This is a genomic window from Erythrobacter oryzae, assembly GCF_030271515.1.
GTDB classification, from domain to species: Bacteria; Pseudomonadota; Alphaproteobacteria; order Sphingomonadales; family Sphingomonadaceae; genus Erythrobacter; species Erythrobacter oryzae.
The window spans coordinates 593,645-615,440 of record NZ_JASCXI010000004.1 but is presented as its reverse complement, the minus strand read 5'-3'; the positions used below and the strand labels follow the sequence as shown (position 1 = coordinate 615,440).

Sequence of the window (21,796 nt, the reverse complement as noted above, 5' to 3'; positions counted from 1 at the left end):
CGGGGCCGGGGGTGGGCCTGCGCTGCGCCAGAAGAACTCTCCCATCCCCTCTTCCCTTTCCGCCCGAAACACGGGAAAAGACCCGAGGAACAAGGGGATCGCACCATGACACAGCCTTTGCGCGCCGCACTCGCGCTTGCCGCAGCCGTTCTTGCCGCGCCGCTGGCGGCGAAGGACGCCAAGCCCGAGCCGCTCCCCGATCTCGCCGCCATGACCATCCCTGAATTGCAGGCGCTGTTCCGCAAGGATTCCGATCGCTGGTCGGACGAGCCCTGCACTTTCGGCGTCCCGGTCCTCGCCCAACTCGAAAGCCGCACGAAGCAGCCGCCCGTGCCGCTGCGCCGCCTGCGGCTCGTCGCCGAGGCGCTCTGCGCCGACAACGAGAAGCGTTACGAGGACGGGCTCAAGCTCTCGGCCGATATCGCCGCGCTGACGCCGGATGATCCGGCGACCGGCCTGTCGCTCTACTTCGCCGGAAGGCTCAAGAGTGTCGATGCCATGCTGGTGGTGCTGCGCGGGCTGAACGACACGGGTCTCGGGGAACTCGGCCCCGATTCTTACTGGAGCGTGTTCCGCACCGCCCGCGATCAGGGGCGGCTGGACGAGCTTGATGCGCTGGCGCTCGAATGGGCGAGCACCGGCAAGTTCGCCTTCCTCGACACCAAGCTGCACGAGGGGATCGCGATGGCCGCCCTGCGCGCGGCGGCCAAAACGGGGCGCGCCGATGTGGTCGATGGCCTGCTGGTCTCGATCACCGGCCCTGCGAGCTATATCGACCTCCTGACCTTCCGCACCTACGAGCCCTTCTGGCCGCAGATCGAGGCGCGCGCCGGGAAGAATCTGGCGGCGGTCGGCGAGGAGAATGTGCGCGTCGCCCGCGCGCAGCTGACCAATGCCCCCGAGGATCGCGACCGCTTTTCCGCCGCCGCCACCGCGCTGCATTACAACGGCCAGTTCGAGGAGGCGATCGCGCTCGCCCAGCGCTGGCGCGAGCGCAAGGCGAAGGGAGTGGCAATCGAGGAGGGCGATGCCTGGGCGCTCAATATCGAAGCCTATGCCTATGATTCGCTCGGGCAGTTCAAGAAGGCCGATGCGGTGTTCGACGAGCTGGCGAAGTATGAGGCAAAAGAGCACCCCTGGGTGGTCAACTTCGTCATCAACCGCGCCTCGCGGCTGACCGGGCAGGGACGCTGGCGCGAGGGGCTGAAGGCGACCGAGCTGGCGCGGCGGGTGGCCGAGGATTACGGCAGCACCTACGCCAAGCTGATCATCGCCAGCAACCGCGCCTGCGCCTTCGAACGGCTCGGCCGCGCCAGGGACGCCGCGCCCGAACTCGCCTTCCTGCGCGCAAACTGGAAGGACGGGATCGGGCTGACGGTGCAGGGGTTGATGTGCCACGGGCTCGGGGACGAGGCGGCGGCGCTGCTGCTCGGGGCGCTGCGCGACGAGGACGAGCGCGATGAGGCGCTGGGCGCGTTCCAGACCGACGAGCTCGACCTGTTCTACACCGCAACCACGCTGCCCGAGGCGCCCGATCTGCTGGAAAGCCATCCCGAACTTGGCGTGGAGCTTGCCAAGCATGTGCGCGCGATGCCGGAGGAATTCATTCCGCAGGCGGCTTTGCGGCGCGTGGCGCGCAAGGAGGGGGCGGTCAGGTAGCGGGCATTTTCTTGCAGGCGGGCCTGAGCGGCGCTGGACCCGTTGCGACTCGGGAGGCTTACGCGATCACCCCGAACAGGTCGTGCGCGTCGGCGTCCTCGATGGTCGCGGTGACGATGTCGCCCGGCTTGAGGGTCCCGGGCACGTTGCGCAGGTAGACCGCGCCGTCGATCTCGGGCGCGTCGGCCTCAGAGCGGCCGGTGGCGCCGATGTCGCCATCCTCGTCCGGCTCGCCGACCTCGTCGATGATGACGGGGAGGCTGCGGCCGACCTTGGCGGCAAGCTTGGCGGCGCTGATGCGCTCGGTCACTTCCATGATCCGGGCGTAGCGCTCCTCCTTGATGGCCTCCGGCACCTGGTCAGGCAGGGCGTTGGCGGCGGCACCCTCGACCGGCTCGAAGCGGAAGGCGCCGACGCGGTCGAGCTGGGCTTCCTCGAGCCAGTCGAGCAGGTAGCGGAAGTCCTCCTCGGTCTCGCCCGGGAAGCCGACCACGAAGCTGGAGCGGATTGCGATGTCGGGGCAGATCGCGCGCCACGACTTCAGGCGCTCGAGCACCTTGGCCTCGTTGGCGGGGCGGCGCATGAGCTTCAGCACCTTGGGGCTCGCGTGCTGGAACGGGATGTCGAGATAGGGGGTGAGCAGCCCCTCGGCCATCAGCGGGATGACCTGGTCGACGTGCGGGTAGGGGTAGACGTAGTGGAGGCGGACCCACGGCGTCCGGCCTTCGGGGGTGCGAAGCTGGCCAAGCTCGCGGGCAAGGTCGGTCATGTGGGCGCGGACGGGGTGGCCCTTCCAGTCGCGGCTCTCGTGGCGGATGTCGACCCCGTAGGCGCTGGTGTCCTGCGAGATGACGAGCAGCTCGCGGGTGCCCGCCGCGACCAGCTTCTCGGCCTCGCGCAGCACCGCGTCGATGCGCCGGCTGGCGAGCTTGCCGCGCAAGCTGGGGATGATGCAGAAGGCGCAGGAGTGGTTGCAACCCTCTGAAATCTTGAGGTAAGAATAGTGACGCGGGGTGAGCTTGATATCAGGCTGCGGGATGAGGTCCACGAACGGGCCCTGCGAGGGCGGGGCGTGGAGGTGCACCGCCTCGACCACCTGCTCGTACTGGTGCGCCCCGGTCACCGCGAGCACGCTGGGGTGCGCGGCGCGGATCGCATCGGCCTCCTCGCCCATGCAGCCCGTCACGATCACGCGGCCGTTCTCGGCGATCGCTTCGCCGATGGCGGCCAAGCTCTCCTCCTTGGCGCTGTCGAGGAAGCCGCAGGTGTTGACCAGCACCACGTCGGCCCCCGCATAGTCCTCGGCGAAGGCATAGCCATCGGCGCGCAGGCGGGTGAGGATGCGCTCGGAATCGACGAGCGCCTTGGGGCAGCCGAGGCTGACCATGCCGATCTTCTTCTGATCGGGGAGAGTGAGGGGAGCGGAGGTCATTGCGGCGCGCCCATAGTCCCGCGGGGGCCGCCTGTCACGCGGAACCCGTCAGGTCGGCATCGGGAAGGATGGCTGATGCCCGCGCCGCATGGCGTATTCGCGCGGGTCCATGATGTCCTCGAGCACCGCCTCGGTCAGGTCCTTGCCGCCCGACAGGTTCTGCCACAGCGACTGGACGGTGTAGATCGGCCCCCACGGAATGCCCCACCAGCCGAGCACGAAGGTGAGCAGCGTCCACGGCAGCCCGCGCACAATGCGGTTGCTCGAGCCGGGGACGAAAATGATGTCGGTGGGGTTGCGGAACGAGGCGACGATGATCGAGACCGACCACTGGTACATCACGAAGCGCCCCCCGGCGTCGACCGCCTCGACGATCTCGTCGACGCTCATGTTGTCGATGCCCTTGATCTTGATGCTCATTCCCGGTGCCCCCTGCGCGATTCGTCCGTGCCTCATGTGATGCAGGGCCTGATGCGCGAAGGAAAGGGGCCCTGTGGACAGCCGCCGGGCTTGACCGCCGGGGCCCCGGGAGGGCATCGGGGGGGCATGATCGCCAAGCTCTTCACCGACCACCCGCGCGCCATCGGCGAGACCTACACCCAGCACGCCCGCACCGCCTTCAGCTTCGGCTGGCGCATGACGGTGGGCGGGCTTGCCTGCATGGTCCATGCGGTGGTGCCCGGCGTCTTCGTCAAGACCGCGAGCCGCACCGTGGTCCAGCTCGATGCCGAGATGCGCGGGCGCAAAGCGACGCCTGCCGAAGAAGAGTTCGCTTACGTCATCTGAGCGGTGCGCTCTGTCCTGCGCCTGCGGCTTGGAGTATGGATCGCGGGATGCGGATCACGATCACCAAAGGGGCCAGCGCCGACCGGGTCGCGCTCGAGCGCGCCGACGGATCGCGCGCCGCCTTCGGCTTCCCGAAGAAAGGTCCCTATCCGCACGACGCCTACCATTTCTTCGTCGAGCGTGAGCTCGGCATGGCGGCGGGGTTCTGGGGGCTGGTTGCGGGCGGGATGGCGCCCGATGAGGTGCAGGCCATGGCGCTCGCGGGCGGCCATCCCAGCGCCAAGCGCGCAGGCGTGCCTGATGAAGGCCTCGTCCAGCTGATCCAAGCCGAACGCCTCGTCGAATGCTTCGAGGCGGCGAGCTGGGGCGGCGGCGCGGACGACGAAAGCATCATGGCGATGGCCGAGCCCGGCTGGGCCGCAGGCCACGTGCCGCCGCCCGAGGGCGTCCCCCACAAGCTGGCGGCGATCCGCGCCGACCTCGATCCCTTCCTTGAGGCATGGAGTGCGCTTCCCGAGGGCGAAGCGCTCACCCTCGACTGGCCCCCGCATCTGGAGACCCGCGCATGAACGACTTTGCCCTGTGGCCGGTGCTGGCCGGCGCGGCCGCCTTCTTCGCGGTGGGCGCGCTGTGGTATGGCGTCCTGTTCAGCAAGCCGTGGCAGCGCGCCGCGGGGCTCTCGAACACCCAGCTGCGCGAGGGCAACATGGCCGTGATCTTCGGCCTGACGCTCGCCTTCGAGATGCTGATCGCGATGGTGCTGTGGCACCTCCTCGCCCGCACCGACCCCAAGCCCTTCGTCGTGATGATGATGGCGGTGGGCTTTGCGGTCGGGGTGATGATCCCGGCGATCGGGATCAACTACCTCTACCTCAGAAAGCCGCTGGCGCTGTTCCTGATCGACGCCGGACACTTCCTGTTCGGGATGGCGGCGATGGGCGCGGTGTTCGTGTGGTTCAGGAGCTAGGGGCAGCGGCTTCGGTGGGGGCGGTCGGCACGATCTCGACCACCACGTCGCCGGGCTGGAGCATCTGGCACTCGTCTTCCCAGAAGCCGATCGGGCGCCCGTTCCGATAGACCCTGAGGCCCTTGCCGCCGCTCTTGAGTTCGCTGATCGAGCGTCCGCACTCCTCGGCGCTCACCACCCGCTCGACCAGCTGCACCCGGCCGCCGACGCTGGCGAGGTCGGCGAGGTAGTCGGCGATGTGCGCGCCCTTGACGCTGCCGGCCAGCAAGAGGCCGGTGAAGCGCACCGGGTTGATGACGTTGTTCGCGCCCGCCTGCCGCGCCAGCAGCTCGTTGTCGTCGGCGCGCACCACCACGCTGATCGGCACCCGGGGGGCGAGGTGGCGGACGGTCAGCACGATCAGGATTGAGGTGTCATCGCGCCCCGCACTCACCAGCACGCTCTGCGCCTCGGCGATGCGCACCGCCTTCAGCGTCTCGTCGCGGGTGGCATCGGCGGCCATGACGTTGACGCCGAGCTTCTCGGCTGCCGCGAGGCGCTCTTCCGAGGGATCGATTACCACGATGCAGCGCGGATCGATGCCGCGCTCGATCAGCTCGCCGACGCTCTGGCTGTTGGAGGTGCCGTAGCCGAGCACCACCACGTGGCCGGTCAGCTGTTCCTGGATGCGGGCCATGCGAAACTTCTCCCAGCTGCGCTTGATGACGAAATCGTAGGCCGCGCCCACGAAGATGAACAGGACGGCGATCCGGACGGGCGTGACGATCACCGCCTCGATCAGCCGCGCGCGGTCGGAGATCGGGGCGATGTCGCCGAAGCCGGTCGTCGTGATCGAGATCATCGTGAAATAGACGACGTCGAGGAAGCTGATGACGCCATCGTGCCCGTCCTTCAGCCCCTCGCGGTCGAACCAGTGGATCGCGATCACCAGCGCGATCAGCACGAAGGCCGCGCCCATGCGCAGGCCGAGGTCGCCCCAGACGGGGAGCTTGACCTGCCGCCGCAGCGGGCGGAACTGGTCGGCGAGCAGCGTGCGCCGTTTGAACGGATTGCGGCTCGGCGGAGCTGCCATCAGTCCGCGAACCGCTCGGCGAGGATGCCGATGGTCGAATAGTGGGTGAGGTCGAGCTGGAGCGGGGTGACCGCGACATAGCCTTCCTCGATCGCTTCGAGATCGGTGCCGTGGTCGAGGGTATGCTCGATCTGGTCGAGGCCGAACCAGAAATAGCGGTAGCCGCGTGGATCGCGGCCCTCGACGATGGTGCCGCGCGAATAGTCGTGGAAGCCCTGGCGGACGACCCGGATGCCCTTGACCTCGTCGGCAGGAATGGCCGGGAAGTTGACGTTGATGAGCGTGCGGTCGGCCATCGGCGCGTCGATCAGCGGGGCGAGGACCTTCGGCCCCCACTCCAGCGCCGCGCCGAAGGGCACCTCGTCGCCCATCCCCTCGCGGGCATAGACCTGGCTGAAGGCGATGGCGCGGATGCCTGCCAGCGCGCCCTCGATCGCGGCCGAGACCGTGCCCGAATAGGTGATGTCGTCGGCAAGGTTCGCGCCGCGGTTGACGCCCGAAAGGATGATGTCGGGCGCGTCGGGCATGACTTCGCGCAGGGCCATCATCACGCTGTCGGTGGGGGTGCCGCTGACCGCGAAACGCCGCTCGCCATGCTTGTGGAGCCTGACCGGTCGGGTCAGGGTGAGCGAGTGGCCCGCGCCCGATTGCTCCTCGGAGGGGGCGCAGATCCAGATGTCGTCGGAGAACTGGCGCGCGATTGCCTCGAGCACCTTGAGGCCGGGGGCGTTGATGCCGTCGTCATTGGTGAGGAGGATGCGCATCAGTTGGCGGGTTCCAGTCGGGTGACGCCGCCCATGTAGGGCAGCAGGGCCTCGGGCACAGTCACGCTGCCATCGGCATTTTGATAATTCTCGATCACCGCGACCAGCGTGCGCCCGACCGCGAGGCCGGAGCCGTTGAGGGTGTGGACGAACTCGGTCTTCTTCTGCTCGCCCGCGACGCGGTAGCGGGTGTTCATGCGGCGGGCCTGGAAGTCGCCGGTGTTCGAGCACGAGCTGATCTCGCGGAAGGCACCCTGGCCGGGGAGCCAGACTTCGAGGTCATAGGTCTTGCGCGCGCCGAACCCCATGTCGCCGGTGCACAGCAGCAGCTTGCGGTAGGGCAGGGCGAGGCGCTCGAGAATGGTCTCGGCGGCGCGGACCATGCGCTGGTGTTCGGCCTCGGAGTCTTCGGGGCGCACGATGGAGACGAGCTCGCACTTCTCGAACTGGTGCTGGCGGATGAACCCGCGAGTGTCGCGTCCCGCCGCCCCGGCCTCGGAGCGGAAGCACAGGGTGAGCGCGGTGAGACGCATCGGGAGCGCGGCCTCGTCGAGCAGCTCGCCCATGACGCTGGCGGTGAGGGAGACTTCGCTGGTGGGGATGAGCCAGCGGCCGTTGGTGGTGTTGAAGCTGTCCTCGGCGAACTTGGGCAGCTTGTCGGTGCCATACATGGCATCGTCGCCCACCAGTACGGGCGGGTTGCATTCGGCATAGCCGTGCTCGCCGGTCTGGACGTCGAGCATGAACTGGCCGAGCGCGCGGTGGAGCCTCGCCATCCCGCCGCGCAGGAAGGTGAAGCGCGCGCCGGATAGCCTTGCGCCAGTCTCGAAATCCATGCCGAGGGCGGGGGCGATGTCGGCGTGTTCGCGCGGCTCGAAGTCGAAGGCGCGCTTCTCGCCCCACTCGCTTTCGACCCGGTTGTCTTCCTCGCTTGCGCCGTCGGGCACATCGGCGCCGGGGAGGTTGGGGATGATTTCGAGCGCCGCCTTGAGCTGGCCCGCCAGCTCCTCGGCGCGGGCTTCCATCGCGGGCATCGCGTCCTTCAATGCGGCGACCTCGGCCTTGATCGCTTCGGCACCTTCGCGGTCGCCCTTGGCCATCGCCGCGCCGATCAGCTTCGATGCCTCGTTGCGGCGCGACTGTGCGACCTGCACTTCGGTCACCGCGGCGCGGCGTTCCTCGTCGAGGGCAATCAGCGATGCGGCCTGCGCGGGCAAGCCGCGGCGGGCGAGGCCGGCGTCGAAAGCTTCGGGATTTTCCCGGATAAGGCGAATGTCGTGCATGGCCCGCGCCTATGCCCGCTCGGGCTGCCCAAGGAAAGGGGGAAGGGCGGGCCGCCCACGCCCTGCGCCCTGGGATGGAACCTGCAAGCCTCTTCGCCGGTAAGCAAGGGCAAGGAGAACAAAGCCATGCTCAAGAAGATCATCGGCGCCGCGATCGGTGCCAAGCTTGCCAAGAACTCGCCCGCCGTGGGCGGCGCCACCGGCGCGGCGCTGGGGGCGGCGGTGCCCTTCGTGCTCTCGCGCATCAGCCTGCCGGCGATGGTGGCGCTGGGCGTCGGCGGCTATGTCGCCAAGCGCTGGCTCGACAAGGAAAAGGCGGAGCAGGCCCCGCGGCCCGCTCCGCCCTCTGCTCCCGTCCAGCAGTAAGAGGTGAGAGGGGCGGCGGTGGCTGAAGAGAGGCCGCCGCCCCCTCGGGGAGAGATGGGGCTCAGAAGTTGACCTGAGCCGTCACGAACACCCGGCGCGGATCGCCGTAGAAGCCGGTCAGCGTGCCCTCGCGCCCGAGCGTGGGCACGAAGGGCGCACCGCCCACGCCGCCCGCGACGAAGTTGTAACCGGCGACGATATACTCCTTGTCGAACAGGTTCTTGCCATGGACGCCGAGGCTGTAGCGCCCGTCGTCCGAGGTGTAGACGATGCTCGCATCGACCAGCACGAAGCCGTCCTGGTCGAGGAAGGGGTTGGGCACCTCGAACTGGCTCGCGTCGGAGCGCAGCGAGGCGATGCCGATGAAGTCGACGATCCCGCCCGCCATCGGCAGACCCATGTCGAAGCCCATGTGCGCGGTGACGTCGGGGGTGTTCTGGAAAACCCGCTGGTCGGCGACATCGCGGCCGAAGGCGTCGATGAAGGTGTTGAACTTGGCATCGATGATGCCGAGCGACCAGTTCACCGTGAAGCGGCTGCCCTCGCCCGCGAAGTCGCGGCCGACCAGCGCATTGCCTTCGAATTCGATCCCGTTGACGTCGGCGCTCGCGGCGTTGGAGGTGATGCCGATGAAGCTCTCGTTCACCCCGTCGCCATTGGCATCGAAGCCGACCGAGCCGGGGATCTGAACGTCCTTGTACTGCCCGAGGAAGCCCGCGATGCTGATGTTGACGCGGTTGTCGAGCAGCGAGGCCTTGTAGCCCACTTCGTAGCTGTCGACCGTTTCGGGGTCGAAGGCGAGGAAGTCGTACACCTGCTGGGCATTGCACGCGCCGCCGGTGGGGTTGCGGCACGCGGTGGTCTGGCCGCGCGGGTCGAAGCCGCCGCCCTTGAAGCCCTGCGAATAGGTGAAATAGAGGTTGTGGTCCGGCGTCGGCTGCCAGCTGATCGAGGCGCGCGGGTTGAAGTCCTCGAAGGTGGCGCTGCCGGTGAAGTTGCTGGTGGTGGCGATCACCGCTCCGGTGCCACCGAACAGGTTCGAGAACCCGCCGAGGAAGGTGCGGCGCAGCACCAGGCTGGTGCGCTTGTCGTTGGTGTAGCGCCCGCCGACCGAGACGCTGAGCGTGTCGGAGAGGTCGTAGGTGAAGTCGCCGAACACCGACCAGGTCTCGGTATCGACATCGCCCAGCGTCTGCGCGGTGAGGCCGGGGATGGTGGTGAACAGCGCCACGTCGAAGGCGGTGAAGGCGTTGGCGTCGAGATAGTAGAAGCCGAGCACGCCCGACAGCTTGTCGCCTTCGTAGAGCAGCTGGAGTTCCTGGCTGAACTGGTCGTTCTCGTAGATCGCCGGCACGTCGAGATCGACCGCGGGAAGGCTGTCGAAGTCGATCGGGGTGGTGGAGGCGTCCTCGCGGTAGCCGGTGATCGACTTGAAGGTCAGCGTGTCGGAGAGCTCGATCGCGATGTTCAATGCGCCGCCATAGGCCTCGACCTCCTGCTCGACGATGTTGAGCCCGGCGCGGGTGTCGAACACGTCATCGAGCACCGGCGCGCCGCTGAGGAGGCCGGGGATGAAGCGGTGGCCCTGGCGGGCTTCGGAGTTGTCCTTGACGTAGTCGCCCGAGAGCCGCGCCTTGACGATGCCGCTCTCGAATTCGATCGTGCCGCGCGCGGCCCAGACGTCCTTGTTGTAGTTCTCGGTGCCGAGCGTGAGGTTCTGGCCGAAGCCCCCGCGCGACAGCCGCGCGCCGCTCGCACCGATCTTGAGGCTGTCGCCGATCGGGGTCGAGGCGGTGACGATCAGGTCGGCCTGGTCGTAGGAGCCGTAGGTGCCGCGGACCTTGAGGCTGAGGTCGTCGGGCAGTTCGGCGGTGACATACTTGATCGCGCCGCCGATGGTGTTGCGCCCGTAGAGCGTGCCCTGCGGCCCGCGCAGCACTTCGATGCGCTCGACGTCGTAGACATCGAGCACCGCGGCCTGCGGGCGGTTCAGGTAGACGTCGTCGACATAGAGCCCGACGCCCGCCTCGAAGCCCGCGACCGGGTCCTGCTGGCCGACGCCGCGGATGAAGGCGGTGAGGGTGGTGTTGGTGCCGCGGCTCACTTCGAGCGTGATGTTGGGCACCTGCTGGGCGACCGCGACGATATCCTGCACGCCCTGCTTGGCGAGCGTCTCGCCCGAGATCGCGGTGACGGACAGCGGCACGTCGATCAGCTTTTCCTCGCGGCGGCGGGCGGTGACGTAGATCACGCCGTCTTCTTCGGCGGCGGCAGCGGCCATCTCGTCGGCGACTTCGGCGGCGGCATCCTGCGCCATCGCGGGCGCGGCATAGGCGGCAAGTCCTGCGGCGCCGGCAAGCAGCAGCGCGCGGGTGCAAAGCGTCTTTTTCATAGGGTAGTTTCCTCTCCTGGCCCTCTTATGAAGGGATACTTATTGAAAGTTGAACCACCTTTCAAGTTTAGACTTGTGCAGACCCCTTGCGCGGCCTACCGAAAGCGCCGAGGGAGAGGCAGATGGGCAACACTTCGCAAAGCGTGGCGACGCTCGCCGGGGATGCGGCGGTCGACGCCAAGACCCCGCGCACCGAGCGCGGGCGGCGGACCTTGCGCAAGCTGCTCGACGCAGCGGCCGAGGAATTCGGCGAGAAGGGCTTTCACGAGGCCTCGGTCAGCTCGATCACCCGCCGCGCCGGGATGGCGCTGGGCAGCTTCTACACCTATTTCGACAGCAAGGACGCGCTGTTCCGCGCGCTGGTCGCCGACATGAGCGAGAAGGTGCGCACCTCTGCGCGCTCGGCGCTCAGCGAAGGCATGGGCGCGCTCGAGATCGAACGCGCGGCGCTGGCGGCGTTCCTGCGCTTTGCGGCCGAGCACAAGGAAATCTACCGCATCATCGACGAGGCGGAGTTCGTCGATCCGGCGAGCTACCGCGCGCACTACGAGACCATCGCCGCGCGCATCGCCGACCGCTTGCGCGCAGGGGCAGCGGCGGGCGAATTCCGCGACGGGCTGGGCGAGCTCGAGGCCTGGGCGATGATGGGGATGAACGTGTTTGTCGGCCTGCGCTATGTCGTGTGGGCGGATAGCAAGGAGCTGTCGCCCGATGCGGTCGCGGCGGGGGTCAACCGGCTGCTGGCAGAAGGCCTGCTGCGGCGCTGACGTCAGCCGAGCGAGGCTTGCTAATGCGACGCAAACGCATCTCTGAAGGTTGGTTCATACCCGCTCGCCGAGCAGCCACTGCATGCACTATGTCAACTTGCTTGCCCTCGCAGGGTGCGCGGGGGTAGGCCTGCTGCCCATGATCCTCGCCGTCCACGCCATCCCCGAGGCCGATCGCCTCGCCGCCATCAATGACCGCATCGCGCTGCTCGAATGGCGCGACGGGCGCGAGACCGCAGGCTCGGTCGCGCGCGAGGTCAAGCGCAACGAGCAGGCGGTGCTGGATTCCACGGCGGGCCGCTCGCTGACGGACGAGATCTCGCGGATCCTGTGGGACAACCAGGTGATCCGCGCCGCCGCGCAGCCGCGCCGCCTGTCGCACTTGCTGATCAGCCGGACGGGTGTTGGCGGGGCCTACGGCCAGCATGTCGACAACGCGCTGATGGGCAAGGGCGAGCGGCGGGTGCGGACCGACCTCTCCTTCACGCTGTTCCTGACTCCGCCGGGGGACTATGACGGCGGCGAGCTGGAGATCCACACCGCCGGGATCACGCAGACGGTCAAGGGCGAGAGCGGGCTGCTGGTGCTCTACCCCTCGGGCTCGATCCACGAGGTGCGGCCCGTGACGCGCGGCACGCGGATCGTGTGCGTCGGCTGGATCGAGAGCATGATCGCGGACAACGCCCAGCGCGAGATGCTGTTCGACCTCGAAAACCTGCGCGCCACGCTGCGCCCGCAGCTGCCGAGTCAGTCGCCCGAGCTGCTAACGCTCGACAAGACCATCGCCAATCTATTGCGGATGTGGGCGCGGCCCTGAAGCCAGAGGCTTGGCGGACTTCTTGCCCTTGAGGGTGAAGTAGATGATCAGGCTCACCCCGATGACGCTCGGCCCGGCCCAGATCGCGGGGTTGAAGACGTGCTCGGGCACGAGGCGGATGAGGCCCACCGACAGGAAGGCGGTGTAGGCCGAAATGCCCATGCCGATGAGAGCGCGGAAATGTTCGCCGACGTGGGTGCCCCTCGGGAAGTCCTCGGCCCGCCAGATATAGCGCTGCTGGATCAGCATCGCCACGATGCCGATAAAGGCGACCAGCATCATCAGCGGATGGCCGACCAGAAAACCGAAATAGCCGCACCACGCCCCGCTCGCGATCACCGCCGCGATCACCGCCTGATAGCGGGCGCTGCGCAGGGCGCGGCGGTCGCGGCTATGCTTCACCACGCCGAGGCCATAGTCGACGAAGCCGATGGTCAGCACCCCGAGGTAGAGCATCATCCACCCGAACAGCCCGTCGAACAGCGTGCGGTCGGTGATTTCGGGGTGGCGGTATTCGCTCCCGTAGAGCGACAGCAGGGCCATGCAGATGGCAAGCGCGCCCGCTCCAAGAAAGCCGTAGCACGCGGCGCGCCCCCACTTCCGGTGATTGGCCGCGCCCTTCCGCGTAACGATCGGCCCCCAGAACGCCGTCAGCCCCACCGCGCCGGTGGCGACATGGAGCACGACAAGCGCGTGGAACAGCGTCATGCCCGCGAGCATGACACAATGCGTGTCAATCCGCTAGGACAGTATCACCGCACTCGCGAGGGCGCGAGCAGCACCGCGTTGGCGATCATCAGGTCGAGCCCTTCGAGGAACCCGCGGGTCGAGGGATCGTGGGCAAAGCCGATCACCAGCCCGCGGCCCGTGGGCTGCGCCATCAGGTAGGGCTTGTAGGCCATCTGCCGCCGGTTCTCGTCCCACACATAGCCGCTGGCGATGAGATTGCCGGGCGCGGCGAAGCGCACCGCGTTGACCCCCTTGTCGCGGCCCAGCGGGGTGAAGATCTGCGTCCCCGTCGCCAGCACCACCGCGCCGTCGTCGTATCCGGCCGAGAGGAAGTGGTCAGGCTCGCCCACCACGTTGAGCAGCGCTCCGGGCAGGGTGTCGGGGAGCGCCGCCGGGTCCTTGATCGCCTCGCGATATTCGGCGTCGCTGGTGATTGCGACCGCTTCGGCGAGATCGCCCTTGTCACCCCCGGCCTCGCCCGGATCGCGGCCCAGCGCCGCCTCGCGCTTGACGGCGAGGAGCGGATTGTCGCCGCCGCTGAAGGTCTCGAGGCTGTCGCCGATCGCCACCAGCACCCCGCCGCGCTGAACGAAGCTGCGCAAGTTCCGCTGCCCGCCATCGCCGATCTGGGCGGAAGGGTTGCCCTCGGGCACCAGCACCACGTCGTAATCGGAGAGGTCGGCGCGGGCCAGGCGGGAGGTGCGGATCGGGGTCACGGGCAGGCCGATGCGCTGTTCGAGCACGTAGCGCAGCGCGCCGGCCGAAAGCTGGTCGATCCCGTCGTCCCACGCCACCGCGACGCGCGGCAGGGTGAGGCGCACAAAATGCTCGCTGCCGAGGTTGGGCCCGCTATCGACCCACCCGCTCTCGAGCGCGACGGTCTCGGCGCCTACCAGTCTGGCCAGATCCGCGAGCGTGGCCATCTTCTCGGGCGTGTTGCTGCCTGCCGGGAAGACCACGGTGCCGCGCGGGAACTGGCGGCCCCCGGCGGCGAAGGCCTTGTCGGTGACGCGCCCCTCGATCCCCTCGCGCAGGGCGAGGGTGACAAGCCGCGCCTGCCCGCTGTCGGTCCACGGCACGGCGATGGCGAAGGCCCCGCTGCCCTCCACCTTGGGCGCAATCGGCGCGTCGGGCGCCATGGCGTCGCCGCCGACCACGCCATTGCACAGCGCCACATCGACCCCCGCCATCGGCCCCACCGCCCAGGCGGTCACGTCGTAAAGCTCGTGCGGCAGATCGACCGAGCGGCGGCGCTCCTGCTCGGCGAGAAAATCGGGCGGGAGCGGCGTGTCGCGGTCGAGCAGGCTGCGGATCAGCCGCGCGGCGGGCTGGGCCTGGGGCACGGCGAGGTAGCCTGCGGGATAGGACTTGCCGCAAGCGCTGGCGCTGCCCTCGCGGCGCAGCACGGTGATGCCCTGCGCGGCCAGACGCCGCCCGAGCCGCTCGGCATTCCAGCGCCGCTTGCCGAGGTCGATCACATAGGTGCCCTTGCCCGCCGCGCCGCTCGCATTGCCCGCGCGGTAGGCGGCGAAGTCTGACAGGAACTTCTGTGCATTGTCGGCTACTGCACTCGCCGTGGCGAGGCTCGCCGAGAAGTGGTTGGCGATCCCGTCGGCATAGGTCAGCTCGGTCCCGTCGCGCCGCTTGAAGACGAGGCCCCGCGCCGAGCCCTGTTCGTAAGTGCTGCCGACCGCGCCCTGATGCGCGTTCCAGGTATCGCCGTAGCCGGGGTAGAACAGGTCATAGACCTCGCGCGTGAAATAGGGCTCGCCGCGCGCGTCGAAGGCGGCGGCGTTGTAGCGGCCGATCAGCTCGTAGGCGCGGATCTGCGCCGGGGTGAGGTTGGGGCTGAAGGGCTGGGCGGCGGGCGAGAAGAAGTAGGTCTCGTCCCCGCCCATTTCGTGGAGGTCGACCACCACCACCGGGTTCCACTGCCGGATCGCGGAAACCTTGCCGCGGGTTTCGGGCTGGGAAAGCGTGAACCAGTCGCGGTTCAAATCGAACATGTAGTGGTTCACCCGGCCCGAGGGCCAGGGCTCGTCATGCTCGGCCGCCTGCCGGTCGGCGTCGGGGGCGATGCCGGTCGCGGCGAGGAAATTGTTCACGAAGCGCGCGCGCCCGTCGGGGTTCTGCATCGGGTCGATGACGACGATGGTGCTGCCCATGATCTTGTCCGCGCGCGCGTCACCCTTGGCGGCGAGCAGGTGATAGGCGGTCATCAGCGCGGCGTCGGTCGAGGAGATCTCGTTGCCGTGGACGCCATAGGCGAGCCACGTGACGGGCAGCGCGGTGCCGTTGCCCGCGCGCCCGGCGGCGATGTTCGCCATGTCGGCGCGAATCGCCTCGAGCCTCGCCATGTTGGCGGGCGCGGAGAGCACGAGGTAGTAGAGCGGCCGCCCCTCCCAGCTGGTCGCATATTGCACCAGCCGCGTCCGGTCGGGTGCGGCGGCGGCGAGGGCCTTGAGATAGGCATAGGCCTGGTCGGGCGAAGTGATCCGCGCGCCCGGCGCATGGCCGACTGTGGCGGTGAGCGTCGGGATCGCGGGATCGAACTGCCCCTCGGCATAGGACTGCGCGGCGGCGGGCGCGGCGAGGCCAAGCATCGCGAGGAGCATGAGGCAAAGGCCCCGGATTACGTCGCGCATCATCAGTCCCCGTTTGGCCGCAAAAAGCAAGATTGACGCGCTTGCCGCGAACACCGGCACGCGGTCAAGCGGGGAGGGGCGAATGACGAGGGATGATGCAAGGCCGCCCGCGGCGTGCCGCGCCATTCCTGCCGAAACCGGATTGTGCAGAAATGGTGGGCGCGACAGGGATTGAACCTGTGACCCCACCCGTGTGAAGGGTGTGCTCTACCGCTGAGCTACGCGCCCGCCCGTGTCGGCCAGTGGCCGGGGCAGGGGCGGGCCATTAATCGGGTCGGGGGCGCTTGGCAAGCGCCTGCGACGTGCTGATGGCGATTTAGCTTCCCGCCAGCCATGCGAGCAGCGCCAGCATCCCTTCCGGACGCTGCGTCGCTGCGGCGGGCTTGCCGCCCGCGGCGTCGAGCGGGGCGGGGCAGGTGAGGCAATAGGCCTGCACGCCGCGCGTGCCCAGCAGCCGCTCGGCATCGCGGGCGATGCGGGTGCCCAGCGCCTGCGAGCGCATCGCGGTGAGCGCAAAGATATCGCCCGCCACCGGGGTGCGCGCCTTGGCGCTCTCGCTGGTGACCAGCTGGCGGATCAGCGAATCGTAATTCGCCTCCTTCTCGCCGAGGTAGACCGCGTGCCACTCGCCCTTCTTCGCGCCCGCCTTGGCCGCCGCCCATTCGAGCGCCTCGGCGAGCCCGCCGAATTCGTCGACGAGGCCGATCTGGCGCGCCGTGCCGCCGTCCCATACCTGGCCTTGCGCGATCTGGTCGACGCGGCTGACCGGCAGCTTGCGCGCGCCCGAGACCAGCTTGAGGAAGTCCTGATAGGTCCCCCCGATCGAAGTCTGGAGCAGCGAGTCCATCGCCGGCGAGAACCCGCCGATGATGTCGGGCTGGCCCGAAAGCTCGGTGGTGCGATGGCCGTCCGCCGTCACCCCGAGGCGCGCGGCGGCGTTCTCGAAGGTCGGCACCACGGCATAGACCCCGATCGATCCGGTGATCGTCTCGGGCTCGGCGAAGATGCGCTCGCCCGGGGTGGAGACCCAGTAGCCGCCGCTCGCGGCAAGGTTGCCCATCGAGACGGCGACCGGGATCTTGCGGGCACGGAAGCGCTGGATCGCGCGGCGGATTTCCTCCGAGGCGGTGACCGAACCGCCCGGCGAATCGATCCGCACCACCAGCGCGGCGAGATCATCGTCCAATGCCTCGTCGAGCAGGTTCGCGATCCGCGTGCCGCCCGCCGTGCCCGGCCCGGCCTCGCCGTCGACGATCTCGCCCGCGATGGTGACGACGCCGATCGCCTTGCCCTTGCGGACATCGCCGAGGTCGGCGAGGTAGGCGGAAAGGTCGCTCGAGGCATAGGCGCCCGGCAGCTTGCTCCACGGGTCCTCGCCCGCCAGCTGCGCCACCCGCGCGCCGAACGCCGCCTTGTCGCCGAGCTTGTCGACCATCCCCGCATCGAGCGCGGCCTTGGCCATGTCGCCGCCGGAGCTCGCGATCCACGCGGCCGGATCGCCGGTGATCTTCGCCAGCTGGAGCTTGGGCCGCGCGCGGGAAACGTTGGCCTTGTATTCCTCCCACAGCGCGCCGTAGAGCCCGCCGATATTGGCGCGCGCCTCGTCCGACATGCTGGTGCGGGTATAGGGTTCGACCCCCGCCTTGAACGCGCCCACGCGGTAGACCCGCGCAGTGACGCTGAGCTTCTCGAGCAGCCCCGCATAATAGAGATTGCTGCCGCCCGGCCCGGCGATCACCGCCATGCCCTGCGGATCGAGCCACACCTCGCTGGCGTGCGCGGCGAGCAGCATCTGGTCGTCGGCATAGGCGAAGCCGAAGGTCAGCACCGGCTTCTTGGCCTTGCGCACCCGGTCCATCGCCTCGCCGATGTCCTTGAGGTGCACCTGCCCGCCGCCTATGAAGGTGGTCATGTCGAGCACCACTGCCTTGATGCGCGCGTCGGTCGCGGCGGCATCGAGGGCGCGGATCACGTCGCGCGCGCGGGTCTCCTCGACCGGGGCCTCGCGCGCGAGCAGGGCGGTGAGCGGATCGAGCGCGCTCTTCTCCTCGACGACGATGCCCGCAAGGTCGATCTGCAGCGCCCCGTCGCGCACCTGCCCGGGGTTGGGGCGGGCAGAGAGGATCGCGAACAGGCCGACGAAGAACAGCAGCATGAACAGCAGGACAAGCCCGTCCTTGATCCCGACGAGGATCTTCCAAACCTTGCCCACGAAGCTCATTGCATATCCCTTATGTTCGCCCCGACTGCGATGTAGGGTCTTTGGCAGCTTAGTTCTATCGGAAAGCTTACGGCGCGGGTTGAGTGACAGACGCGCTTCGACTAAGCGCATCGCTTTAATGGCCAGCACCGATCTTTCCGCCCCTCCGGGCCGCTTTCCGCCCGGAAGGCTCGCTTTCCCGCACCGCGATTTGACCGGCATCGGCAAGCTCGCGCGGCACGAGATCCTCTATCTGCTCGATCAGGCCGAGCAATGGGTCGCCTGGAACCGCCAGAGCGCCAAGCACACCGATCTGCTGGGCGGGCTCACCATCATCAACGCCTTCTTCGAGAATTCGACCCGCACGCTGCTGTCCTTCGAGATCGCGGGCAAGCGGCTGGGGGCGGACGTGGTCAACATGCATGCCGCGACCAGCAGCGTGAAGAAGGGCGAGACGCTGATCGACACCGCGATCACGCTGAATGCGATGCGGGCGGACGCGATCGTGATCCGGCACGGGTCTTCGGGGGCGACCGGGCTGATCGCGGACAAGGTCGATTGTCCGGTGCTCAACGCGGGCGACGGGCAGCATGAGCACCCGACGCAGGCGCTGCTCGATGCGCTGACCCTGCGCCATGCGCTGGCCGAACGGGGCGAGGGCGCGGAGGATTTCACCGGCCTCACCGTCACCATCTGCGGCGATATCCTGCACAGCCGGGTCGCGCGCTCGAACATCCTTTGCCTGACCGCGCTGGGCGCCCGCGTGCGCGTCTGCGCGCCGCCTGCGCTGATGCCGCAGGGCGTGGAGGCGATGGGGGTGGAGGTGTTCCACAACTTCGACGCTGCGCTCGACGGTGCCGAGGTGGTGATGATGCTGCGCCTGCAATCGGAGCGGATGAGCGGGCAGTTCATCCCGTCCCCGCGCGAATACCGCCACCTCTATGGCCTCACGACCCGGCGCCTCGCGCTCGCGCGGCCCGATGCGCTGGTGATGCACCCGGGCCCGATGAACCGGGGGGTGGAGATCGACAGCGAGGTCGCCGATCTGGCGGGCCGCTCGCTGATCACGCGGCAGGTCGAGATGGGGGTCGCGATCCGCATGGCCTGCCTCGACGTGCTGACCCGTGAAGCCCGCGGTGTGGAGGGCTGGGCATGAAACAGCAGCAGGCCCTCACCCTCACCAATGCGCAGCTGGTGACGCCCGCTGGGCTGGTCACCGGAGCGCTGCGCTGCGCGGACGGGATCATCACCGCGCTCGGGCCCGATGTGCAGGCCGAGGAGGGTGATGCGGTCGTCGACGCGCGCGGGAAGCTGCTCGCCCCCGGCCTCGTCGATCTCGGGGTCTTCGCGGTCGACAAGCCCGCCTTCCACTTCGGCGGGATCACCCGCGCCGCGCTGATGCCCGACCAGTCGCCCCCGCTCGATCTGCCGAGCCGCGTCGGCTTCATCGCCAAGAGCGGCAAGCCCGATCTGTGGGTGCACCCGCTCGCCGCCGCCACGCGCGGGCTCGAGGGGCGCGAACTCGCCGAGCTGGCGCTGATGCAGGATGCGGGCGCGAAGGGAATCGCCACCGGGCGGCGCTGGATCGCCGATAGCGGCGTGATGCTGCGGCTGCTGCAATATGCCGCGATGCTCGGCCTCGTGGTCGTCACCCATGCCGAGGATGGCGGCCTTGTCGGAGAGGCTGCCGCCACCGCGGGCGAGATCGCGACGCGGCTGGGCCTCCCCGCCGCGCCCGCCGAGGCCGAGGCGCTCGCCATCGCGCGCGACATTGCGCTCGCCGAACTGGCGGGTGCGCGGCTGCATATCCGGCAGGTGACGACTGCGCGCGGATTCGCGCTGGTGCGCGAGGCCAAGGCGCGGGGACTGCCGGTGACCTGCGGGATCACGCCCGCGCATTTCATGCTCTCCGACCTCGCGACGGTCGACTTCCGCACCTTTGCCCGCCTCTCGCCCCCCTTGCGCACCGAGGCCGACCGGCAGGCGGCGCTCGCGGCGATCGCCGATGGCACGGTGGACGTCATCGCCAGCGGCCACGATCCGCGCGGGCCCGAGGACAAGCGCCTGCCCTTTGCCGATGCCGCCCCGGGCATGGCGGGGGCCGAGACGCTGCTCGCCATGACGCTGGGGCTGGTGCGCGACGGTGTGATCGACACCCCCCGCGCCTTCGAACTGCTGGCGACCAATCCCGCCAAGCTCCTCGGGGTGCCCGCAGGGATGCTGGCCGAAGGGCTCGAAGCCGACCTCGCCCTCATCGATCCGGACGCGCCGTGGATCATCGACCGCCGCAAGATGGAAGCGACCGCGGACAACACCCCCTTCGACCGTCAGGGCGCGCAAGGCCGGGTGCTGGGCCTGTGGAAGGGCGGCGTCAGGCTGGGCGCGGGCGCATAAGAAAACTCCCGGACAGCGGCTGGCTGTCCGGGAGCAGGGTGCTCATTCCTGTTACGGAAATCCGATTACCGGCTGCGCGAGGCAACCTGCACGTCGCGCTTCACCGCGCCCGCGGGCGGGGTCGCAGCGGCGTAGGCGAAGCAGCCGCGACCGGCCGACTTGAGCGTGCCGCACATCGCGCGGGCGCTCTGCGAGGTGAAGCCGTCGGCGGCGACGCGCCAGAAGGTGCGGCCGTTCACCACCGCTTCGGTGATGACCGGCTTGCGGTCCTTCAGCTGCGGGAACTTGCCTTGCAGCGAATTCCATCCGCGCAGGGCTTCGGCCTTGCTGTCATAGGAGCCGAGCTGGACGAGGTGCGTGGCCGGGCCCTTCGGCGCCGGGGCCGCAGCGACCGAGGTCGCGGCCATGCGGCGCTGCGAGGCGGCCTGGGCGACGCGCGGAGCCGCCGGAGCGGCAGGCGCGCGCACCGCGGCGCGCGCGGCGGGCAGCTGCTGGACGACGGGGTTCGAGACGTACTGGATTCCCGCAGGCTCGGGCGCGGCGGCGGCGAGGACCACGGGCTGCGGTTCGGGAGCCGCTTCGGCCGCAGGCGCGGCGAAGGCGGCGGTGAAGGTCGCGGACGGGGCCGGATCGACGACGTCGATCGTCTCGGCCACCGGCTCGGCCGCGGCCAGCGCGACATCGGCCTCGGCACCGGCACCGGCATCGGCGTCAGCGGCGGCTTCTGCCACCATCACCGGCTGTTCGGGGAAATTGGCGAGCGCGAGGTGTGCGGGCTGGCCGGCATCGGCGCGCGGGAGCACGTCGAGCAGCGCGGCGACCCGCTGCGGCGCCATTTCGGGCGCGCTCATCTGGGCCCACTGGGCAAGGCGCGCTTCGAGCTGGTCGGCGGGCACGTCCTCGGCCGCCATCACGCGGGCCGCGCGCCAGTTGCCGGCCAGCGCATAGGCATAGGCAAGGTTCTGGCGCAGCTTGGGGGTGGCCTCCTCGGCGCTGCGGACGCCGTTCACCAGCACGCCGACGCCGCGTTCGGGCTGCCCGGCAAGCGCCAGGGCCAGACCGAGGTCGGCAGGGTCGAGCGCGGCCGAATAGCCATCGAGCATCCCGATCGCCGCCTGCGAATCGCCCAGCGCGATCTTGGCGAGCGCGAAGCTCAGCACCGTGCGCGGGTTGCTGTCACCCAGTTCGAGCGCGTCGCCGAAGGTGGTCGCAGCCGCCTCGAAGCGACCCGCCTCGAGATAGGCAGCGCCCAGCAGCGCGCGGTAGCCGGAATTGCGCCCGTCGGCCTGCACTGCTGCCTCGGCGTGCTTGATCGCCTTTTCGACCTTGCCCTTGGCGAGCGCGTCCTGCGCGTTCTCGAACGAGGTCTCGGCACGCGGCGCGGCGGAGGCCGGCGCGGCGGTGAAGGCCAGCCCCGCGATCGCGGTGGTCACAGCCAGCGCGAGCCGCGGCGAGGTCTTCAGTCCGGTGATGATGCTGCGGTCCATCTTGGTAGTCCCCCGTAGATCCTGTTGGTTCACGTC

Annotated in this window: 19 protein-coding genes and 1 tRNA gene; 9 read left to right on the top strand and 11 right to left on the bottom strand. The window is 69.0% G+C overall.

Features of this window, described 5'->3' with window-relative positions:
* Positions 1-105 precede the first annotated feature (105 nt).
* On the top strand, positions 106-1,659 hold the full coding sequence (locus PFX90_RS15505; RefSeq protein WP_285713527.1) for a tetratricopeptide repeat protein: 1,554 nt from the start codon (positions 106-108) through the stop codon (positions 1,657-1,659).
* 58 nt (positions 1,660-1,717) lie between these two features.
* On the opposite strand, the gene rimO is transcribed toward PFX90_RS15505, so the two are convergent.
* Both rimO and PFX90_RS15495 read right to left on the bottom strand, forming a co-directional pair.
* A complete protein-coding gene (rimO, locus tag PFX90_RS15500; protein WP_285713526.1) occupies positions 1,718-3,091 on the bottom strand; it encodes a 30S ribosomal protein S12 methylthiotransferase RimO in 1,374 nt (457 codons plus the stop codon).
* A 48-nt stretch (positions 3,092-3,139) separates the two neighbouring features.
* Complete coding sequence (locus tag PFX90_RS15495; RefSeq protein WP_285713525.1) at positions 3,140-3,511, bottom strand: hypothetical protein; 372 nt, start codon at positions 3,509-3,511, stop codon at positions 3,140-3,142.
* 126 nt (positions 3,512-3,637) lie between these two features.
* Here PFX90_RS15495 and PFX90_RS15490 point away from each other — a divergent pair, with 126 nt between their 5' ends.
* From PFX90_RS15490 to PFX90_RS15480, 3 genes are read left to right on the top strand one after another with little or no spacing between them, the layout of a single operon-like run.
* Positions 3,638-3,877, top strand: a complete 240-nt coding sequence (locus PFX90_RS15490) for a DUF6356 family protein (RefSeq protein ID WP_285713524.1) — start codon at positions 3,638-3,640, stop codon at positions 3,875-3,877.
* A 47-nt stretch (positions 3,878-3,924) separates the two neighbouring features.
* Positions 3,925-4,446, top strand: a complete 522-nt coding sequence (locus PFX90_RS15485) for a hypothetical protein (protein WP_285713523.1) — start codon at positions 3,925-3,927, stop codon at positions 4,444-4,446.
* Entirely contained in the window at positions 4,443-4,844 is a 402-nt protein-coding gene (locus tag PFX90_RS15480; protein WP_285713522.1) for a DUF1761 domain-containing protein, read from the top strand. The genes PFX90_RS15485 and PFX90_RS15480 overlap by 4 nt, the downstream gene beginning before the upstream one ends.
* Here PFX90_RS15480 and PFX90_RS15475 read toward each other — a convergent pair.
* The 3 genes from PFX90_RS15475 to serS are packed head-to-tail and all read right to left on the bottom strand — an operon-like array spanning position 4,834 to position 7,963.
* On the bottom strand, positions 4,834-5,916 hold the full coding sequence (locus PFX90_RS15475; protein ID WP_285713520.1) for a potassium channel family protein: 1,083 nt from the start codon (positions 5,914-5,916) through the stop codon (positions 4,834-4,836). The genes PFX90_RS15480 and PFX90_RS15475 overlap by 11 nt on opposite strands.
* A complete protein-coding gene (surE, locus tag PFX90_RS15470) occupies positions 5,916-6,680 on the bottom strand; it encodes a 5'/3'-nucleotidase SurE (RefSeq protein ID WP_285713519.1) in 765 nt (254 codons plus the stop codon). Before surE ends, PFX90_RS15475 begins: the two co-directional genes overlap by 1 nt.
* Positions 6,680-7,963, bottom strand: a complete 1,284-nt coding sequence (serS, locus tag PFX90_RS15465) for a serine--tRNA ligase (RefSeq protein ID WP_285713518.1) — start codon at positions 7,961-7,963, stop codon at positions 6,680-6,682. The genes surE and serS overlap by 1 nt, the downstream gene beginning before the upstream one ends.
* A gap of 126 nt (positions 7,964-8,089) precedes the next feature.
* Here serS and PFX90_RS15460 point away from each other — a divergent pair, with 126 nt between their 5' ends.
* On the top strand, positions 8,090-8,329 hold the full coding sequence (locus PFX90_RS15460) for a hypothetical protein (RefSeq protein WP_285713517.1): 240 nt from the start codon (positions 8,090-8,092) through the stop codon (positions 8,327-8,329).
* Between the two features lie 61 nt (positions 8,330-8,390).
* Here PFX90_RS15460 and PFX90_RS15455 read toward each other — a convergent pair whose 3' ends face one another.
* A complete protein-coding gene (locus PFX90_RS15455; protein WP_285713515.1) occupies positions 8,391-10,721 on the bottom strand; it encodes a TonB-dependent receptor in 2,331 nt (776 codons plus the stop codon).
* A gap of 122 nt (positions 10,722-10,843) precedes the next feature.
* Here PFX90_RS15455 and PFX90_RS15450 point away from each other — a divergent pair, with 122 nt between their 5' ends.
* Together PFX90_RS15450 and PFX90_RS15445 are read left to right on the top strand one after the other, a co-directional pair.
* A complete protein-coding gene (locus tag PFX90_RS15450) occupies positions 10,844-11,488 on the top strand; it encodes a TetR/AcrR family transcriptional regulator (RefSeq protein WP_285713513.1) in 645 nt (214 codons plus the stop codon).
* A gap of 139 nt (positions 11,489-11,627) precedes the next feature.
* A complete protein-coding gene (locus PFX90_RS15445) occupies positions 11,628-12,305 on the top strand; it encodes a Fe2+-dependent dioxygenase (protein ID WP_285713512.1) in 678 nt (225 codons plus the stop codon).
* On the opposite strand, the gene PFX90_RS15440 is transcribed toward PFX90_RS15445, so the two are convergent.
* The 4 genes from PFX90_RS15440 to sppA form a co-directional block, all read right to left on the bottom strand.
* Positions 12,279-13,013 carry a hypothetical protein gene (locus PFX90_RS15440; protein ID WP_285713511.1) on the bottom strand — a complete coding sequence of 245 codons (735 nt, stop codon included), beginning with the start codon at positions 13,011-13,013 and terminating at the stop codon, positions 12,279-12,281. The genes PFX90_RS15445 and PFX90_RS15440 overlap by 27 nt on opposite strands.
* Positions 13,014-13,057: 44 nt before the next feature.
* On the bottom strand, positions 13,058-15,682 hold the full coding sequence (locus tag PFX90_RS15435) for a M14 family metallopeptidase (protein WP_285713510.1): 2,625 nt from the start codon (positions 15,680-15,682) through the stop codon (positions 13,058-13,060).
* 150 nt (positions 15,683-15,832) lie between these two features.
* Positions 15,833-15,907: transfer RNA gene (locus PFX90_RS15430), tRNA-Val, on the bottom strand.
* An 88-nt stretch (positions 15,908-15,995) separates the two neighbouring features.
* Entirely contained in the window at positions 15,996-17,900 is a 1,905-nt protein-coding gene (gene sppA / locus PFX90_RS15425; RefSeq protein WP_285713509.1) for a signal peptide peptidase SppA, read from the bottom strand.
* Positions 17,901-18,018: 118 nt separating this feature from the next.
* On the opposite strand from sppA, the gene PFX90_RS15420 reads away from it, so the two are divergent.
* Positions 18,019-19,035, top strand: a complete 1,017-nt coding sequence (locus PFX90_RS15420) for an aspartate carbamoyltransferase catalytic subunit (protein ID WP_285713508.1) — start codon at positions 18,019-18,021, stop codon at positions 19,033-19,035.
* A complete protein-coding gene (locus tag PFX90_RS15415) occupies positions 19,032-20,273 on the top strand; it encodes a dihydroorotase (protein ID WP_285713507.1) in 1,242 nt (413 codons plus the stop codon). Before PFX90_RS15420 ends, PFX90_RS15415 begins: the two co-directional genes overlap by 4 nt.
* A gap of 65 nt (positions 20,274-20,338) precedes the next feature.
* Here PFX90_RS15415 and PFX90_RS15410 read toward each other — a convergent pair whose 3' ends face one another.
* Complete coding sequence (locus PFX90_RS15410) at positions 20,339-21,760, bottom strand: SPOR domain-containing protein (protein ID WP_285713506.1); 1,422 nt, start codon at positions 21,758-21,760, stop codon at positions 20,339-20,341.
* Positions 21,761-21,796: the final 36 nt, after the last annotated feature.

Excerpts from the sequence above, each read along its gene's own strand:
- PFX90_RS15450 (WP_285713513.1), top strand. The coding sequence starts at position 10,844 with ATGGGCAACACTTCGCAAAGCGTGGCGACGCTCGCCGGGGATGCGGCG.
- PFX90_RS15440 (WP_285713511.1), bottom strand. The coding sequence starts at position 13,013 with ATGACGCTGTTCCACGCGCTTGTCGTGCTCCATGTCGCCACCGGCGCG.
- PFX90_RS15435 (WP_285713510.1), bottom strand. The coding sequence starts at position 15,682 with ATGATGCGCGACGTAATCCGGGGCCTTTGCCTCATGCTCCTCGCGATG.
- PFX90_RS15420 (WP_285713508.1), top strand. The coding sequence starts at position 18,019 with ATGGCCAGCACCGATCTTTCCGCCCCTCCGGGCCGCTTTCCGCCCGGA.
- serS (WP_285713518.1), bottom strand. The coding sequence starts at position 7,963 with ATGCACGACATTCGCCTTATCCGGGAAAATCCCGAAGCTTTCGACGCC.
- PFX90_RS15490 (WP_285713524.1), top strand. The coding sequence starts at position 3,638 with ATGATCGCCAAGCTCTTCACCGACCACCCGCGCGCCATCGGCGAGACC.
- PFX90_RS15485 (WP_285713523.1), top strand. The coding sequence starts at position 3,925 with ATGCGGATCACGATCACCAAAGGGGCCAGCGCCGACCGGGTCGCGCTC.
- PFX90_RS15415 (WP_285713507.1), top strand. The coding sequence starts at position 19,032 with ATGAAACAGCAGCAGGCCCTCACCCTCACCAATGCGCAGCTGGTGACG.
- PFX90_RS15460 (WP_285713517.1), top strand. The coding sequence starts at position 8,090 with ATGCTCAAGAAGATCATCGGCGCCGCGATCGGTGCCAAGCTTGCCAAG.
- surE (WP_285713519.1), bottom strand. The coding sequence starts at position 6,680 with ATGCGCATCCTCCTCACCAATGACGACGGCATCAACGCCCCCGGCCTC.
- PFX90_RS15505 (WP_285713527.1), top strand. The coding sequence starts at position 106 with ATGACACAGCCTTTGCGCGCCGCACTCGCGCTTGCCGCAGCCGTTCTT.
- PFX90_RS15445 (WP_285713512.1), top strand. The coding sequence starts at position 11,628 with ATGATCCTCGCCGTCCACGCCATCCCCGAGGCCGATCGCCTCGCCGCC.
- PFX90_RS15475 (WP_285713520.1), bottom strand. The coding sequence starts at position 5,916 with ATGGCAGCTCCGCCGAGCCGCAATCCGTTCAAACGGCGCACGCTGCTC.
- PFX90_RS15455 (WP_285713515.1), bottom strand. The coding sequence starts at position 10,721 with ATGAAAAAGACGCTTTGCACCCGCGCGCTGCTGCTTGCCGGCGCCGCA.
- PFX90_RS15480 (WP_285713522.1), top strand. The coding sequence starts at position 4,443 with ATGAACGACTTTGCCCTGTGGCCGGTGCTGGCCGGCGCGGCCGCCTTC.
- PFX90_RS15495 (WP_285713525.1), bottom strand. The coding sequence starts at position 3,511 with ATGAGCATCAAGATCAAGGGCATCGACAACATGAGCGTCGACGAGATC.
- PFX90_RS15410 (WP_285713506.1), bottom strand. The coding sequence starts at position 21,760 with ATGGACCGCAGCATCATCACCGGACTGAAGACCTCGCCGCGGCTCGCG.
- sppA (WP_285713509.1), bottom strand. The coding sequence starts at position 17,900 with ATGAGCTTCGTGGGCAAGGTTTGGAAGATCCTCGTCGGGATCAAGGAC.
- rimO (WP_285713526.1), bottom strand. The coding sequence starts at position 3,091 with ATGACCTCCGCTCCCCTCACTCTCCCCGATCAGAAGAAGATCGGCATG.